Here is a 16,389-nt window from a genome sequence, read left to right as displayed (position 1 = left end):
GAACGGGGCTGGTCCGAACTGGTCGGCTAACGGAACCGGAAGGCCTTCATCAGGCGGAGGCTGCGGCTCATGAGCTGGGCGTACTTCTCGTCGTCCAGGCCCAGCGAGGGTGCCATCGGCAGCAGCCGCTGCTGCGCCACCGTCTGGGCCTCGGTGTACTTGAGGATGCCCTCGGAGCCGTGGCGGCGGCCGAGGCCGGAGTCCTTCATGCCGCCCATCGGGGACTGGACGCTGCCGTAGGCGGGCGCGTAGCCCTCGTTGACGTTGACCGTGCCGGTGCGCAGGCGGGAGGCGATCTCCAGGCCGCGGCGGCCGTTCCTCGTCCACACGGACGCGTTCAGGCCGTACGGCGTGGCGTTGGCGCGTTCGACGGCCTCCTCGTCGCTGCCGAAGCGGTAGACCGAGACGACCGGGCCGAAGGTCTCCTCCTCGCACACCGCCATGGAGTCCTCGACGCCGTCGAGGATGGTGGGCTCGAAGAAGTAGGGGCCGATGTCCGGGCGTGCCACGCCGCCCGCGATCACCTTCACGCCCTTGGCCACGGCGTCCTGCACGTGCCGTTCGACCGCCTTCAGCTGCCGCTCCCCCGCCAGCGAGCCCATCTCGGCGCCGTAGGTGAGGGAGTTGCCGAGCCGCATGGCCCGGGTGCGGGCTGCGAAGCGGTCCAGGAACGCGTCGGCGACCGACTCGTGCACGTACAGCCGCTCGATGGAGATGCAGAGCTGGCCGGCGGAGGAGAAGCAGGCGCGGACGGCGCCGGCGGCGGCCTTCTCGATGTCGGCGTCGTCGAGGACCAGCATGGCGTTCTTGCCGCCGAGTTCGAGGGAGACGCCGATCAGGCGGGCGGCCGCGCCCTGCGCGACCTGGCGGCCGGTGCGGGTGGAACCAGTGAAGGAGACGTAGTCGGCGTGCTTGACGACCTCGGGGCCGACGACCGGGCCCTCGCCGAGCACGACCTGGAAGACGTCGGCGGGCAGTCCCGCCTCGATGAGCAGGTCACGGGCCCACAGGGCGGTGAGGCAGGTCTCCGTGTCCGGCTTCATGACGACCGCGTTGCCGGCGACGAAGGCGGGCAGGGCGTCGCCGACGGACAGCTCCAGCGGGTAGTTCCAGGGGGCGATCTGGCCCACGACCCCGCGCGGGTGGCGCAGTTCCACCGTCCTGGTCAGGGTCGGCATGGCGCCCGCGTGCCGCTTGGTCCGCAGGTAGGCGGGGGCCCGGCGGCCGTAGTGGCGGGCCGCGACGACGACGGCCTGCAGTTCCTCGTGCGCGTGCAGCCGGGCCTTGCCGGTCTCCAGCTGCACGAGGTCGAGGATCTCGGCCTGCCGTTCCAGCAGCAGGTCGTGGAACCGCAGGAGGACGGCGGCGCGCCGGCGTACCGGGACCTGTGCCCACACGGCCTGTGCGGCACGGGCCGCCTCGAAGGCCCTGAGCACGTCCTCGGGGGTGGACTCGGGCAGGTCGGCCAGCTTCTCGCCGGTGAACGGGGTGTGGTTGGCGGTACGGCCGGAGCCGACGACGCCCTTGGTGAGCTGGGCGACCAGCTGCGGAGTGACCACGTCGGCGGCGGTACGGGCGCCTTCCGGGGCGGGCGCCAGGGGGTTGGTACCGGCGATGTCCAAGGCCTGCGTGTCCGTCATGACGCGCAGGGTATGCCGGTGCGGGCGCTTTGTGTACCCGTCGGTAACGCGGATTCACCGAGTGCTCACACGCTGCCAGTGATCACTGGCAGCGAATGCGCTGATCAGGGCGTTGGCGCGGTGGCGAGCGCGACGATCACCCGGCTGAGGATTTTTTCGCCGGCAGCGCGCCGAGGACGGTGAGCGGGGTCCGCCGGAGCGGGCCGGGGTCCGGTTCCGCGCGCGGGGCCCGGGCCGTGCCGGGGGCGGCGCCGGCCGGTCCCACACCCGTGACCGGGTCACCGCACGCCCGGGACGCCGTTCAGCCGCCCGTGACCGAGAAGGTGTCGACGGCCACGTCGAAGTACTCCCGTGCCTCCCGCACCTTCCCCACCGGCGCCGACACCCACACGTCGTACATCCGCCCCGCCTCCTCCCAGCACAGGTCGTAGGTGTGCCGTGGGCCCTCGGCGGCGCTGAAGCCGTCCCAGGTGAACTGCCAGAGCGCGGCGGGACGTCCGTGGTGCGCGGTGGTGGTGACCCGGCCGTCGTGGTAACCGGGGTTGCTGGAGGGGCCGTCGGCGGCCGACCGGTCCATCGCGGCCCGGGGCCCGCCCGGTTGGGGAACGGTGACCCGGACACCGAGCCGGAACGTCTTCCCCGGCGAGACGTAGAAGACGCGTTCGCCCTCCGGGCTGCGGGTGAAGTCCTCCGGCACGGCGAGCGAGAAGCCGGCCGGGTCCCGGGCGGTGCGGTAACCGGAGGGCGCGGTGTGCGAGTCGGCGGTGGCCGGGCCGGTGACCGCCGGGCGTGTCGCGGTGGACGCCGGGGGTGGGGTGGTGGCGGGCGCGCTCGTGCCGGTCCGTGTCGCCGGGGCCGTCGGCGTACCGCCCGGGGTGCCGCCGCCCCCGTCCCCGCCGCGGTGCAGCAGCAGCGCCGCGGCCGACACGCCGGCCCCCGTCAGCGCGGCGACGAGCAGGGCCGCGACCAGCACGGCGCGCGGCGACGGCCGGACGGCGGACTGCGCCGGCCCCTGCGCGGCGGCGGACGCCGCCGGACCGCCGTACGGCCCCTGCGGAACGTCCTGCTGGGTCGGCGTGTACGGCGCGAGGGCCTTGGCCACGCGCCCGGTCAGGCCGCCGCCGGTCCCGGACCTGGCGGTGCGGGTGCCGCCGAGCCGGGGGATGCGCCCCCCGCCGTACGGGGCGGCGGTGGCGGGGCCACCCGGTGCGGGCGGCGTCCGTCCTGTCTCCAGGAAGGTGCGCAGCATCCACTCCGCGTCCGCCGCGCCCAGCCGGCGGTCCGGTTCGCGCTCCAGCAGGCCCCGTACGACGGGCAGCAGCGGCTCGGCCTGCGCGGGCGGCCGGATGTCGTCGGCGACCACGGCGTGCAGGATGCCGCCGAGCGAGTCGCGCCGGAACGGCGACTCGCCGCTGAGCACCGCGCACAGCAGCGCGCCCAGCGACCACAGGTCGGACTCCGGCCCGGTGCGCACCCCCGACATCCGCTCCGGCGCGGTGTACTCGGGCGAGCCGACGAACGACCCGGTCTCGGTGAGCGTGGTGGCGCCCGCGACCTGGGCGATGCCGAAGTCGGTGAGCACGATCCGGTCGGTGCCGGACTCGATCAGGACGTTCGCCGGTTTGATGTCCCGGTGCAGCACCCCCGCCTCGTGGGCGGTGCGCAGCGCGCTCAGCAGGGCGATGCCGATCCGCGCGGCCTCGGCGGCGTCGACCGGGCCGTCCCGGGAGACCCGGTCGGCGAGCGACGCGCCGTCCACCAGTTCCATGACGAGGTACGGCCGTTCGTCCTGCTCCACCACGTCGTGCACGACGATGATGTGCGGATGCCGCAGCTGGGCGACCGCCCGCGCCTCGCGGAAGGTGCGGTCGCGGCGGCGGCGCGCGTCCTCCTCCGGCAGCGTGTCGTCCGGCAGGAGTTCCTTGACCGCGACTCCCCGGCCCAGCACCTGGTCGTCCGCCCGCCACACGACGCCCATGCCACCGCGCCCGATGCGTGCCTGGAGGCGGTAACGGCCCGCGATGACCCGGAAGTCGGCGCCCTCGGTCCCCATGGGCCCATCATGCCGCACCGGACCCATCCGCTCCGGGGCACCGGTCGGCCAAGCAGGGCCGCTCAGCCCGCATTTTCGGCCGTGTCGGCGTTTCGGCCGCCCCGGACGCCGGTGACGGGGGTCAGCCCTCCTCCGGCTGCTGCCAGCTCCGCAGCACCCACTTGAACTGCTTGCTGGTGGTGTCCCAGTCCTCGGCCGGGGTGGACATGTAGATCGCGTACTCGGTGCCCGCCCGCGAGAAGTACGTCTCCTCGATGGCGTGCCGGGGGCCGGCGAGGTAGGCCGAGTCCTTCTTCTGCGCGGTCCAGGTGTACTCCCACAGCGAGCCCTCGCGGTCGCGGTAGATGTTCCCTGCGAGGGTCACGCGCCGGTAGTCGACCAGCCGTTGGAGCTGCTGTTCCAGGTCCTTCTGGTGGAGCTGGGCGTCGGCGAAGTCCGGTGAGCCGTCGATGGCGATGCGCACGAAGTGCTTGCCGTTGTCGGGCGAGTAGTCGATCTGCTTGAGGTCGCCCTGGACGCCGTAGACCTTGCGCTTCCAGCCCTTGGGCAGGGAGAGGCTGAAGCCGTACGGGTCCTCGTGCTTCTCCCAGCCGGCGGGCACCGTGCCCTGCCGGGCGGGCGTGCCGCCGGTACCGGTACCGCCGCTGGACGAGGGCTCGGGCGCCGGGGAGGCGTCGCCGCCCGCGTCACGGTCCGTGCCGCTCGCCTGTTCCATGCCGTTCCACTGCTGGTAGGCCACGGCCGCGCCACCGCCGAGCACGGCCGCGACGGCGACGACGAGCGCGAGCGTGCGCAGCCGGCGCCGGGGCCGGGTCCGGCCCGTGGCCGCACGTGCCCCGTCCGCCGGCGACCCGCCCACCGGTTCCACGGCCGTCGGCCCGGTCGCGGAACGGCCCGCTCCCGTGCCGTGGCCGGAGGCGACGCCGCCGGTGCCGTGGCCCGCGCTTCCCGGTCCGTGGCCCCCGTCCGGGCGTATGCCCGAGGTCTGCGTCGGCACGAAGGCCTGCGCCGCGCTCGGCCGCCGGCCCTCCGCCGCCTCGGCGAGCATCTGCTCCGTCTCCTCCGCGCCCGGCCGCTGGCCGGGTTCCTTGCGCAGCAGGGCGGCGATGACCGGTCCGAGCGGTCCGGCGTTGTCCGGCTGGGCCGCCTCCTCCTCCACCACCGCCTGCATGGTGCTCAGCGGGGAGGTGCGGCGGAACGGCGAGCGGCCCTCGACGGCCGTGTACAGCGTGGCGCCGAGCGCCCACAGGTCCGAGGACGGGCCGGGGTCGTGGCCGCGCACCCGCTCGGGCGCCAGGTAGTCGACCGAGCCGACGACCTCCCCGGTGCGGGTGATGGTGGTGTCGCCCTCGATCTGGGCGATGCCGAAGTCGGTGAGCAGGACCCGGCCGTCCCGGCCGAGGAGGACGTTGCCGGGCTTCACGTCCCGGTGCAGCACGCCGGCGGTGTGCGCGGCGCGCAGCGCCCGCAGCACCCACAGCCCGATGCGCGCGGCCTCCCGGGGCTCGACGCGTCCGCGGTCCTTGACCGCGTCGGCCAGCGACTGCCCCTCGACCAGCTCCATCACGATCCACGGGCGGCCGTCGTGCTCCAGGACGTCGTGCACGGTGACGACGGCGGAGTGGTTGATGCGCGCGGCCGCCCGCGCCTCGGCCCGGGTGCGGGCGAGCAGCACGCCCCGGTCGCTGTCCGAGACGTAGAGCGCGGCGGTCAACTCCTTGATGGCGACCGCACGGTGCAGCACCTCGTCGTGGGCGCGCCACACCCGGCCCATACCGCCGCTGCCGATGGAATCGGCGAGCCGGTAGCGGCCCGCTATGAGCAGGCCCTGCATCTGATTCACGTTGCCCCGCAATGCTCTTGTCAGGGTCAGACTAAGGACCCACCCGCCGACTTGGAACATTCGGGGTGCCAAGGTGACAGCACTGTGACGGTTGTCGCTCCCCGCTCCGCGGGGAACCGGCGGCGCCCGTGTACGGGGCGCTCAACCCGTGTAGCGGTACGTCGCGGTGGCCTGCTCGTACAACCGCGTCACCTCGTCCCGCTCGGCCTCCGGACCCCGCACCTGCACGACGTGGTACCGGCCGTTCAGCAGCATGGCGAGGTTGCGCACGAACCGGTCACGGCCCTGTCCGTCGGTCCAGGTGAACTGCCCCTCGGCCATGGTCCGTCCGCCCACCTCGATGGTCCTCAGGCCGGTGGCGGTGGCCCAGCTGGAGTTCCGGTAGGGCCGGAGTTCGTTCTCCTTGTCCCGCTGGTAGACCATCGGGTCGGCGCCGTACGTCGAGGCGCCGTCCCGTCCGGGCACGACGATCAGCTCGAAGTCGCCGTGGGAGTAGACCACCTGGCCGCTGCCGTTCTTCCCGGCGCGGTCCCAGCCCTTGGCGACGGCGACCTGGAAGCCCTCCGGGTCCTTGCGCAGGGTGAAGCCGTCGGCGACGGAGGGGTCGCCGCCGGTCTGCGTGTCGGTGGCGGGCACGGACGCCGTGGGGGCGTCGTCCGGCCCGGTCCGGCCGGCCGACGGTTGTGCCGAGCGCGACGGCACGGTACTCGCCTGCCCGGCGCTGCCGGTGCGGTCGGCACCATCCGTGCCGCCGTCCTTCTGCTTCGGCATGAACAGCATGGCGTACGCGATCGCCCCCGCCAGCAGGAGCAGGATCAGCAGGAGCAGGGTCCGGCCGAGGCTGCGTGGCGAACCGCCGTCCCGCGAGGCCCGCTTGTGCCGGCCGTGCGGATGGGTCGCGGGCAGCCCCGCACGACGCCGCCGCACCAGTTCGCCGCGGCGGCGGACGATCGGCAGCCGGCGCGGGTCGGCGGACGGGACGGGGACGACGTGGACGCCGGCGTCCGGTTCGGGCGCGGACCGCACCAGCGAGCGCAGCCAGCCGCTCAGCTCCTCGAAGTCCGGCCGGTCGGTGGGGTCCTGGCGCAGCAGTGACTCGACGACCGGCCGCAGCGGTCCGCACTCCTCGGCGAACGCGGGCGGCTCGGCGCACACCATCTGCACCAGCTCCGCGGTCGACTCCTCCGGGTACGGCGCGTGTCCCTGCACCGCCCGGAACAGCAGCGCCCCCAGCGCCCACAGGTCGGTGGACGGACCGATCGGCGCCGCCAGCTGCCAGTTCTGGTGCACGGGCCCGGCCTGCTCCGGCGCCCACCGCTCGGTGACCGGTCCCACGACGGTCATCCGCACCTGCCGCGCCCGCTCGGCGGCCAGCGCGGTGGCGGGGCCCCGGCGTACGGCGCCCGCGGCGCCGGTCCCGTCCCAACGGGCCGCCGCCTGCGCGGGGACGACGGACGGCTGGGGGGCGGCAGCGGTGCCCTGGCGGCCGGGGACGATGCCGGTGCCGGCGGGGGCAGGCCCCCGCCCGGCGGGTGCGGCGGCCTGCCCGGAGTGCGGGTCGCCCGGGGGCAGCGCGGCGTGCCGTTCCCCGCCGTCCGTGACCGGGGAGGCTCCGCGCGGTTCGGCGCCGTGCCAGGGAGCGCCGTGCACGCCGTTGGGGTCGGCCGTCCGGCCGGGCGGCGGCGCGCCGTCGGGGCCGGCGGAGTACGGCGACCGCGCCTCGTCGCCGGCGAGGGCGGCACCGGTGTCGCCCTCCGCGGGCGGCCGGGCTCCGGGCAGGGCGGCGCGTCCGCCCTGCTGGGCCTCCTGCACCCGGGCGGCGGCGCGGGCGCCCGCGCGGTAGGCGGCGATGGCTCCGGCCCGGGCGGCGCGGATGTCCGTGCCGCTCTCCAGGGCCCGCTGCCCGGCCGGCGCCGTCCCGCCGGGTGCTCCGGCCGTGCCGGACGGCCCGCCGGTCCCGGGCGACGGCTGCGACAGCCCGCCGGCCGCTCTCGCCTGGATCGCGGCCCGGCGCGCGGCCTCGGGGTCGGCGTCCGGGTTCGGCGTCCCCGCTCCGCCGGCGGGACCGCCCACAGAACCCGCCGCGGGTCCCGGCCCGGCCCCCGCCGTCCCTTCCGGCCCGTCCCCGGGGCCCTCCGGGGCCGGCACCGGGTCGTAGCCGCACAGCGCCTCCTCCGCCGCGCCGGCCGCGAGGCCGGTCAGCATGACGCGGCCGTCGTCGCAGACCATCACCGTGCGGGCGGTGACGTTGCGATGCACCCAGCCGTGGGCGTGCAGTACGCGCAGTGCCATCAGCACGTCGGAGGCGACCTCGGCGGCCCGGTACGGCGTCAGCGGTCGCTCGGCGAGGAGCGCGGACAGCGGGCGCGCGGACACCAGTTCGCTGACGATCCACAGGGAGCCGGCCTCGGCGAACACGTCGAAGACCTGGTCCAGGCGCGGGTGGTCGGGGATACGGGCCGCCGCCTGGGCCGCCTCCACGGCGCGCCGCACCGCCGGGTCGGCGGGCCGACGGGTGGCGGTGCGGGCCGCCGGCGCCGGGCGCGTGCCGCGCGTGCGCGCGGTGAAGCCCTCGGGCAGTCCCTCCGCGTCGAGCACCTCGGCCTCGACGACCTCGGGCAACGGCACCTGGCGGACGAGTACTTCCTGACCGCTGTAGGTGTCGAAGGCGCGGGTCTCGGTGAGTTCGTACTCCTCGGACGGCGGCAACGGCAGGCGGTAGCGGTCGGCGAGCACCCGACCCGCGTAGTCGTCCACTGTGCCTCCCCCGGCCGTCCGGTTGGTCGCATCCGTTCGCCTCACGAACCGTTTCGCACACGCATGCGGCTGCGTACGGTCCGCGACCATTCACGATACGTGCCAGAGGCAAACCGCATTGAGCGGATGACGGATTCTCGCGCGGCGAAACCGGCGCCCGGCGCCTATGACTTGGGCTTGAAGGACTTCGTCAGCGTCCTCCAGGTGTCCTTGCGCAGGTCGCCGTGCCAGCTTCCGGCCTTCGCGGTGTACATCAGCCCGTAACCGAGGTGGCCGTTCACCACGAACCCCCGGTCGATGGAGCGGTACTTCGTCCCGCCGTCGACATAGGTGAACTCCCAGTCGGCGGTGTTCCAGCCCCGGTAGTCCACCTTCTCGATGCGGATGCGCTGGTACTGCGGACGCACCATCGCGTGCTCCTGGTTCTTCCAGTCCGCCACCGGGTCGTCCTTGGGAGTGCCGGTCCACCCGACGAGCAGCCGCTGCCCGTCGGGGCCGGTGTACCGGTCACCGGCGCGGTCGGAGGACTTGTACGTCCAGCCCTTGGGCAGCCCGATCGAGTAGCCCTGGCCGCTCCTGCGGGTCTTGACGGCCGGGGCGCTGCCGCCGTCCTCGGAGCCGGACTCGTCCTTTGATCCGGAGTCGTCCGCGGACGCACCGGCGCTGACGTCGGTCGCGCTGCCCGTCGCCGAACCGGTGCTCGCGGAGGCGGAGCCCGAGCCGTCCGGCCGCGTGCCGCCGCCGCTGCCGCCGGCGCTCCTGTCCTGCTTGGTGGAGGCGCTGGCGCTGGTGGCGGGCTTGGCCGCGCCGGACTTGCCGTCGCCCTTGTCGTCGCCGCTCAGCACGACGGCCAGCACGGTTCCGAGGATGGCGAGGGCGACCACCACGGCGATGATCACCAGGGTGCGCTTGGGCACCACGTCGGTCAGCGGCGCTCTCGGCACCGGCCGCGGCGGCAGGTCCGGCGGCGGCATCACCGGCCAGCCGGAACTCGGCTTCTTCGCGCCGGAGTCCGGCGTGGCGGCGGAGCCCGTGGCCGGACCCGCCGGCCTCCCCGCGGTACCGGCGCCCCGCTGTGCGGGGGGAGCGGTGCGCGCCCCACCGGCGCCCGCGCCACCCGTCGCACCGCCCGCGCCACCCGTCGCACCGCCGGCGCCACCCGCACCGCCGGCGCCGGGCGCGGCCGGCTCGCTGCCGGTCTTCGTCCGTGCCGACGCCGCGGCGGCGGTGGCCGCCCCGGCCGCCTTGCGGACCGAGCGCAGTGCCCCGCGCAGCTTCTCCGCCGCTTCCTCGCCCCGCCTGCCCTCGGACGAACCGGGTGTGCCCGGCAGCGGAACGACCCGGGTGGCGTCCATCGGCTCCGGTGCGGGCGCGTTGATCACCGCGTCGAGCATGACCCGGGCCCGGGCGTCGTCGAGTCGCTGGGCGGGGTCCTTGGTGAGCAGGCCGTGGATGACGTCACGCAGCGGGCCCGCGTTCTTGGGCTCCTCCAGGGGCTCCGTCATCACCGCGGTGAGCGTGGCGATGGCCGATCCCTTGTCGTAGGGCGGCACGCCCTCGACCGACGCGTACAGCAGGCCGCCCAGCGACCACAGGTCGGCCGCCGGTCCGGGCTTGTGGCCGCGGGCGCGCTCGGGGGAGATGTAGGAGGGCGCGCCGACGAGCATGCCGGTGGAGGTGATGGACGGGTCGCCCTCGACCTGTGCGATACCGAAGTCGGTGAGCACGACCCGGCCGTCCTCGGCGATCAGCACGTTGGACGGCTTCACGTCCCGGTGCAGGATGCCCTCGCGGTGCGCGGAGCGCAGCACGTCGAGGACGGCGAGTCCCACCTCGGCGGCGCGTTTGGGCTCCAGCAGGCCGTCCTCACGGATGACCTCGGCGAGGGACTTGCCCTCGACCAGTTCCATGACGATCCAGGGCCGGTCGTCCTCGTCGACCACGTCGTAGACCGTCACCGCGCTGTTGTTGCGGATCCGGGCGATCGCCTTGGCCTCGCGCAGGGTGCGCGTGATCAGGCGCCGCTTCTCCTCCTCGTCGATGTTCGACGGGAACCGCAGCTCCTTGACGGCGACCGTCCGGCCCAGGGTTTCGTCCTCGGCGCGCCAGACGGTGCCCATGCCGCCTCGCCCGAGCACGTCTCCCAGCCGGTACCGCCCGGCGAGGAGGCGCCGCTCGTTCTTGCCCTGACGAGTCTCCTGACGGGATGTGCCCGCCCGCTCCGCCTCCGACATGCGTCCCCTCATACAACCCGCCCTGACAGAGGCTCCATTGTCTCTCACCCGACAAGTGCCCCACGCCCAGGGTGGCGCCGGCCCCGGCCCGCCCTCCGCGCACCGGCGACCCCCCTGAGGCGGGTGTTCCGCTTACCGGGACGATGGGCCCCAAAAGGAGGTGCCGCGATGCCGACACTCACGACACTTGCGCCTCTATCGGCGCCCGTGGCGCCCCTGTCGGCGTCCGTGGCGCTGCTGCCGGCCCCGACGGCATCCCCGGGCCCGGTCCTGCCGCTGATGGTCGCCCACACCAGCGGACTGGCCGACTTCGCCGAAGCCACGTGCGGCACCGCGCCGGTGACCCCACGTCAGAGGGTGTGCAGGTTCCTCCGGCTGACACCGGCCCTGCTCGCCGCCGGGTTCTGCCCTCGCACCTGGTGGAACGAACCGGTTCCGAACGGAGATCCCGGTTCGCGCCACCCGTTCGAGTGAAAGCTCCCGGCGGTCCGGCGCCGGTCAGGTGAGCGGCACGATGTCCGGTGCGCCCAGCCGCGCCGCGTCCGCCGTCTGGTCGTCGGGCTGGAGCTGGGACTCCCGCTCGGCCTCGACCCGCTTCTCGTAGTGCTCGACCTCGCGCTCTATCTGGTTCTCGTCCCAGCCGAGCACGGGCGCCATCAGCTCGGCCGCCTCCCGGGCGCTGCGCGTGCCCCGGTCGAAGGTCTCGATGGATATGCGGGTGCGGCGGGTGAGGACGTCGTCCAGGTGCCGGGCGCCCTCGTGGGAGGCGGCGTACACCACCTCCGCGCGCAGGTAGTCGTCGGCCGCCTGCAGGGGCTCGCCCAGGGAGGGGTCGGCGGCGATGAGCCCGAACACCTCCTCGGCCAGGGAGCCGTAACGGTTCAGCAGGTGTTCGACGCGCACCACGTGGAGTCCGGTGCGGGCGGCGGTCCGTGCCCGCGCGTTCCACAGCGCCTGGTAGCCCTCCGCGCCGAGCAGCGGCGTCTCCTCGGTCACGCAGTCGGCGACGCGCATGTCCAGGCCGTGCACCGCCTCGTCGACGGCGTCCTTCGCCATCACCCGGTACGTGGTGTACTTGCCGCCCGCCACGACGACCAGCCCCGGCGCCGGATGGGTGACCGTGTGCTCGCGGGACAGCTTGCTGGTGGCGTCGGACTCGCCGGCCAGCAGCGGGCGCAGGCCCGCGTACACGCCCTCCACGTCGTCCCGGCCGAGCGGTACCGCGAGCACCGAGTTGACGCGCTCCAGCAGGTAGTCGATGTCGGCGCTGGAGGCGGCCGGGTGGGCCTTGTCCAGGTCCCAGTCGGTGTCGGTGGTGCCGACGATCCAGTGCCGGCCCCAGGGGATGACGAAGAGCACGGACTTCTCGGTGCGCAGGATCAGGCCGGTGGTGGAGTGGATGCGGTCCTTGGGGACGACCAGGTGGATGCCCTTGGAGGCGCGGACGTGGAACTGGCCGCGTTCGCCCACCATGGCCTGCGTGTCGTCGGTCCACACACCGGTGGCGTTGACGACCTGACGGGCCCGGATCTCGTACTCCCCGCCGCCCTCCACGTCCCGCACCCGGGCGCCGACGACCCGCTCGCCCTCGCGCAGGAAGCCGGTCACGCGCGCACGGTTGGCCACCTTCGCGCCGTAGGAGGCGGCCGTGCGCACCAGGGTGGCCACGAAGCGGGCGTCGTCCATCTGGGCGTCGTAGTACTGCAGGGCGCCGACCAGGGCGTCCTTCTTGAGGCAGGGGGCGACGCGCAGGGCGTGACGGCGGGTCAGGTGCCGGTGGACCGGCAGGCCGCGGCCGTGTCCGCGGGCCATGGACATCGCGTCGTAGAGCGCGACGCCCGAGCCCGCGTACCACCGCTCCCAGCCCTTGTGCTGCAGCGGGTAGAGGAAGGGCACCGGTTTGACCAGGTGCGGGGCGAGCCGCTCCAGGAGCAGGCCGCGTTCTTTGAGGGCCTCGCGGACCAGCGCGAAGTCGAGCATCTCCAGGTAGCGCAGGCCGCCGTGGATCAGTTTGCTGGACCGGCTGGAGGTGCCGGACGCCCAGTCCCGGGCCTCGACCAGGCCGGTGGACAGGCCGCGCGTGACCGCGTCCAGTGCGGTGCCGGCGCCCACCACTCCGGCGCCCACCACCAGTACGTCCAGTTCGTGCTCCGCCATCGCCGCCAATGCCTCGGCGCGCTGCTCCGGTCCCAGAGTCGCTGTCCTCACCGCTGCCTCCCGCTGTGCCCAACTCGCCGGCGTCGGCCGCACCCGGTGGGCGAAGCCCGGTTCACCCCCTCCTCATGCCCAGATTCTGACCGGGCTGTCCGGCTTCGGCCACTACGCGTTCCGAACCCGTGGACAACCCGGGAACCACCCGCGTGCCCCACCGGCACAAGACACACAAACACAATCACACATAACGGTCATATTCGTACCTAGTCTGACATCGCACTCGCTCATCCTGTCCCCGGCGGTTGCGCACCTGTCCCGCTTCGGCTACTCGGAAGGACGGTCCACGCATGCCCGCAGACCTCGCCGTCATCGGACTCGGCCCCTACGGCCTGCCGCTCGCCCAGGCCGCCGTCGCCGCAGGCATCCACACCGTCGGCTACGCCACCGGTCCGGAGGCGGGCTCGCTCAGCCCCGCCGAGCTGCGCCGGATGCACGCGGCGGGCTTCCGCCCGGTCACGGACCCGGCCCAGCTCGGCCGGGTCCGCACCGCCGTGATCTGCTCGCCGACCCCGCGGGGCGCCGACGGCGGGCTCGACCTCGGCCAGGTGGAGGCCGCTGCCCGCACCCTCGCCGAGCGGCTGCGACCGCACACCACGGTCATCCTGGAGTCGCCCGTGCTCCCCGGGACCACCGAGGAGTTCCTGCGCCCGCTGCTGGAGGAGGGCTCCGGCCTGCGCGCCGGCCGTGACTTCCACCTCGCCTACTCCCCCAGCCGGGTGGATCCCGGCAACCGCGAACACACCCCCGCCGGCACCCCGAAGGTCATCGGCGGCCTCACGCCCGCGTGCACCGAGTCGGCCGCCACGTTCTACGGGCGACTCACCGACAAGGTGGTACGCGCGCGTGGCCTGCGCGAGGCGGAGACGGTGCAGCTGCTGGAGACGAACTTCCGGCACGTGAACATCGCGCTCGTCAACGAGATGGCCGTCCTCTGCCACGAGCTGGGCGTCGACCTGTGGGACGTGATCCGGTGCGCGGAGACCAAGCCGTTCGGCTTCCAGGCGTTCCGGCCGGGCCCGGGCGTCGGCGGCCACGGCGTCCCGCAGGACCTCACCGGCCACGCCACCCGCACCCTGCGCATGGTGGAACTGGCCCAGCAGGTCAACACCCGCATGCCCCGCTACGTCGTCCAGCGCGCGGCCGCCCTCCTCAACGAGCACGGCAAGTCCGCGCGGGGCGCCCGCGTGCTGCTCCTCGGCGTCACCTACAAGCCCGACCTCGCCGACCTCCAGGGCACGCCAGCCGAGGAGGTCGCCGTCCGGCTGATGAAGCTGGGCGCCGCCGTGAGCTACCACGACCCGCACGTGCCCGCCTGGAGCGTCCTCGACCGCCCGGTCCCGCGCGCGGACTCCCTCTACGAGGCGGCCGCCGACGCCGACCTCACGATCCTGGTCCAGCCGCACCGCACGTACGACCTGCAGGGCCTGTCGGTGAAGGCCCAGCTGCTGCTGGACACGCGGGGGGTCACGCCCACGGGGGCGGCGCACCGGCTCTGAGGGCGGCGGCCTCGAGCGCGGCGGGGCACGGAACCCCGCGTCCGGGCGCGGGAGGCGCGGCGACGGCCGGTACGGCTGACGGCTACGGCTACGGCTACGGCTACGGCTACGGCTACGGCTACGGCTACGGCTACGGCTACGGCTACGGCTACGGCTACGGCTACGGCTACGGCTACGGCTACGGCTACGGCTACGGCTGAAAACAATCGTGCGCGGAAGCGATCACGAACGGAAAACGGCCAGGGGCTTTGTCGTACCCGGCTGTTAGTCTCCCCCGGACTCCCCGCGCACCAGTGCGGGCGGGTTTTCCGTTCTCGTCATCAGTCGTGCTCCACATCGGGGGATTCCTGTCATGAGCCAGTCAACACCACCGCCGCAGCCGCCGCAGTCCGGTCCGGTGGACGGCAACCCGTACGCCGGGCAGACGCCGGCCCCCGCTCCGGGTACGCCGTACCCGCCGCAGCAGGCCGCCTTCGGCGCGCCGCCGGCGCCGCCCGCGCCGGCCCGGAACAACCTCGTCCTCGGCCTCGTGGCGGCCGTCGTCGCCGCCGTGGTCGTGGGCGCCCTGTACGGCCTGATCATCGGCGCCACCAAGCACGAGATCGGCTGGGCCGCCGTCGGCGTCGGTTTCGTCGTCGGTCTCGCGGCGGGCAAGGTCGGCGGCCGCAACCCCGTCCTGCCGGTCGTCGGCGCGATCCTGGCGCTCGGCTCGGTCTATCTCGGCCAGCTCGTCGGCGAGGCGATGATCATCGCCGATCACTTCGACGTGAGCTTCAACGAGGTCTTCTTCGACCACCTGGACGTCGTCCAGAAGGTCTGGAAGGAAGACGCCGACCCGCTGACCTTCGTCTTCTTCGCCATCGCCGCGTTCGCCGCGTTCTCGGGCAGCAAGAAGGCGGCCGGCTGACGCCCCGCACGCACGCGGAAGGGCCGCCCACCGGCATCCGGTGGGCGGCCCTTCCGCGTCGTACGTGGGGTCAGCGCCGGTGCTGGCTGTCCGCCACCGTCACCTCGACCCGCTGGAACTCCTTCAGCTCGCTGTAGCCGGTCGTGGCCATGGCGCGGCGCAGGGCGCCGAAGAAGTTCATGGAGCCGTCGGGGGTGTGCGAGGGGCCCGTGAGGATCTCCTCGATCGTGCCGACCGTGCCCAGGCCGACCTTCTTGCCGCGCGGCAGCTCCTCGTTCACCGCCTCCATGCCCCAGTGGTGGCCCTTGCCCGGCGCGTCGGTCGCGCGCGCGAGGGGCGAGCCCATCATCACCGCGTCGGCGCCGCAGGCGATCGCCTTGGGCAGGTCGCCGGACCAGCCGACGCCGCCGTCCGCGATCACGTGCACGTACCGGCCGCCGGACTCGTCCATGTAGTCACGGCGGGCGGCGGCCACGTCGGCGACGGCGGTGGCCATCGGGACCTGGATGCCCAGCACGTTGCGCGTGGTGTGCGCGGCGCCGCCGCCGAAGCCGACCAGGACGCCGGCCGCGCCGGTGCGCATCAGGTGCAGGGCGGCGGTGTAGGTGGCGCAGCCGCCGACGATCACCGGGACGTCCAGCTCGTAGATGAACTGCTTCAGGTTCAGCGGCTCGTGCGAGGACGACACGTGCTCCGCCGAGACCGTCGTACCGCGGATGACGAAGATGTCCACGCCCGCGTCCACGACCGCCTTGGAGAACTGGGCGGTGCGCTGCGGGGAGAGCGCGGCGGCGGTCACCACGCCGGAGTCCCGCACCTCCTTGATGCGGGCGCCGATCAGCTCCTCCTTGATGGGCGCCGCGTAGATCTCCTGGAGACGGCGGGTGGCCGCCTCCGCGTCCAGCTCGGCGATCTCGTCCAGCAGCGGCTGCGGGTCCTCGTACCGGGTCCACAGGCCCTCGAGGTTGAGCACGCCGAGGCCGCCCATCTCACCGATGCGGATGGCGGTGGCCGGGGACACGACCGAGTCCATGGGAGCGGCCAGGAACGGCAGCTCGAAGCGGTAGGCGTCGATCTGCCAGGCGATCGAGACCTCCTTCGGGTCCCGCGTACGGCGGCTGGGGACGACGGCGATGTCGTCGAAGGCGTACGCCCGGCGGCCGCGCTTGCCGCGCCCGATCTCGATCTCAGTCACGTCTTGGCCTTTCCCTGATGCTTTCAGCGTCTTCCAGTATCGCCGACGGG

General features: G+C 73.9%; 10 protein-coding genes. 3 read left to right on the top strand and 7 right to left on the bottom strand.

The window, feature by feature from the left end; translation table 11 throughout:
• Positions 1–26 precede the first annotated feature (26 nt).
• The 5 genes from IE177_RS01025 to IE177_RS01005 all read right to left on the bottom strand — a co-directional run bounded on the left by IE177_RS01025 (position 27) and on the right by IE177_RS01005 (position 10,527).
• Positions 27–1,640, bottom strand: coding sequence for a succinic semialdehyde dehydrogenase (locus IE177_RS01025; RefSeq protein ID WP_190012751.1), 1,614 nt, complete (start codon positions 1,638–1,640; stop codon positions 27–29).
• A gap of 301 nt (positions 1,641–1,941) precedes the next feature.
• Positions 1,942–3,693: a serine/threonine-protein kinase gene (locus IE177_RS01020; protein ID WP_190012750.1), complete on the bottom strand. Its 1,752-nt coding sequence runs from the start codon at positions 3,691–3,693 to the stop codon at positions 1,942–1,944.
• Positions 3,694–3,814: 121 nt separating this feature from the next.
• Positions 3,815–5,527: a serine/threonine-protein kinase gene (locus tag IE177_RS01015; RefSeq protein WP_190013324.1), complete on the bottom strand. Its 1,713-nt coding sequence runs from the start codon at positions 5,525–5,527 to the stop codon at positions 3,815–3,817.
• Between the two features lie 150 nt (positions 5,528–5,677).
• Complete coding sequence (locus tag IE177_RS01010; protein ID WP_190012749.1) at positions 5,678–8,293, bottom strand: serine/threonine kinase C-terminal domain-containing protein; 2,616 nt, start codon at positions 8,291–8,293, stop codon at positions 5,678–5,680.
• A gap of 164 nt (positions 8,294–8,457) precedes the next feature.
• Positions 8,458–10,527 carry a serine/threonine-protein kinase gene (locus IE177_RS01005; protein ID WP_190012748.1) on the bottom strand — a complete coding sequence of 690 codons (2,070 nt, stop codon included), beginning with the start codon at positions 10,525–10,527 and terminating at the stop codon, positions 8,458–8,460.
• 207 nt (positions 10,528–10,734) lie between these two features.
• Here IE177_RS01005 and IE177_RS01000 point away from each other — a divergent pair, with 207 nt between their 5' ends.
• Complete coding sequence (locus IE177_RS01000) at positions 10,735–11,001, top strand: hypothetical protein (protein WP_190012747.1); 267 nt, start codon at positions 10,735–10,737, stop codon at positions 10,999–11,001.
• A gap of 24 nt (positions 11,002–11,025) precedes the next feature.
• Here IE177_RS01000 and IE177_RS00995 read toward each other — a convergent pair whose 3' ends face one another.
• The gene (locus tag IE177_RS00995; protein ID WP_190012746.1) at positions 11,026–12,735 is read right to left on the bottom strand and encodes a glycerol-3-phosphate dehydrogenase/oxidase; all 1,710 of its coding nucleotides are present in this window, start codon (positions 12,733–12,735) and stop codon (positions 11,026–11,028) included.
• 293 nt (positions 12,736–13,028) lie between these two features.
• On the opposite strand from IE177_RS00995, the gene IE177_RS00990 reads away from it, so the two are divergent.
• Positions 13,029–14,237, top strand: a complete 1,209-nt coding sequence (locus IE177_RS00990; protein WP_190012745.1) for a nucleotide sugar dehydrogenase — start codon at positions 13,029–13,031, stop codon at positions 14,235–14,237.
• A 352-nt stretch (positions 14,238–14,589) separates the two neighbouring features.
• On the top strand, positions 14,590–15,144 hold the full coding sequence (locus IE177_RS00985) for a hypothetical protein (RefSeq protein ID WP_190012744.1): 555 nt from the start codon (positions 14,590–14,592) through the stop codon (positions 15,142–15,144).
• Between the two features lie 70 nt (positions 15,145–15,214).
• On the opposite strand, the gene IE177_RS00980 is transcribed toward IE177_RS00985, so the two are convergent.
• Positions 15,215–16,339 carry a GuaB3 family IMP dehydrogenase-related protein gene (locus IE177_RS00980; protein WP_190012743.1) on the bottom strand — a complete coding sequence of 375 codons (1,125 nt, stop codon included), beginning with the start codon at positions 16,337–16,339 and terminating at the stop codon, positions 15,215–15,217.
• Positions 16,340–16,389 lie beyond the last annotated feature (50 nt).

This window comes from Streptomyces lucensis JCM 4490 (assembly GCF_014650035.1).
GTDB lineage: Bacteria > Actinomycetota > Actinomycetes > Streptomycetales > Streptomycetaceae > Streptomyces > Streptomyces lucensis.
The sequence above is the reverse complement of the archived record's forward strand: the minus strand, read 5'-3'. Positions and strand labels throughout refer to the sequence as shown.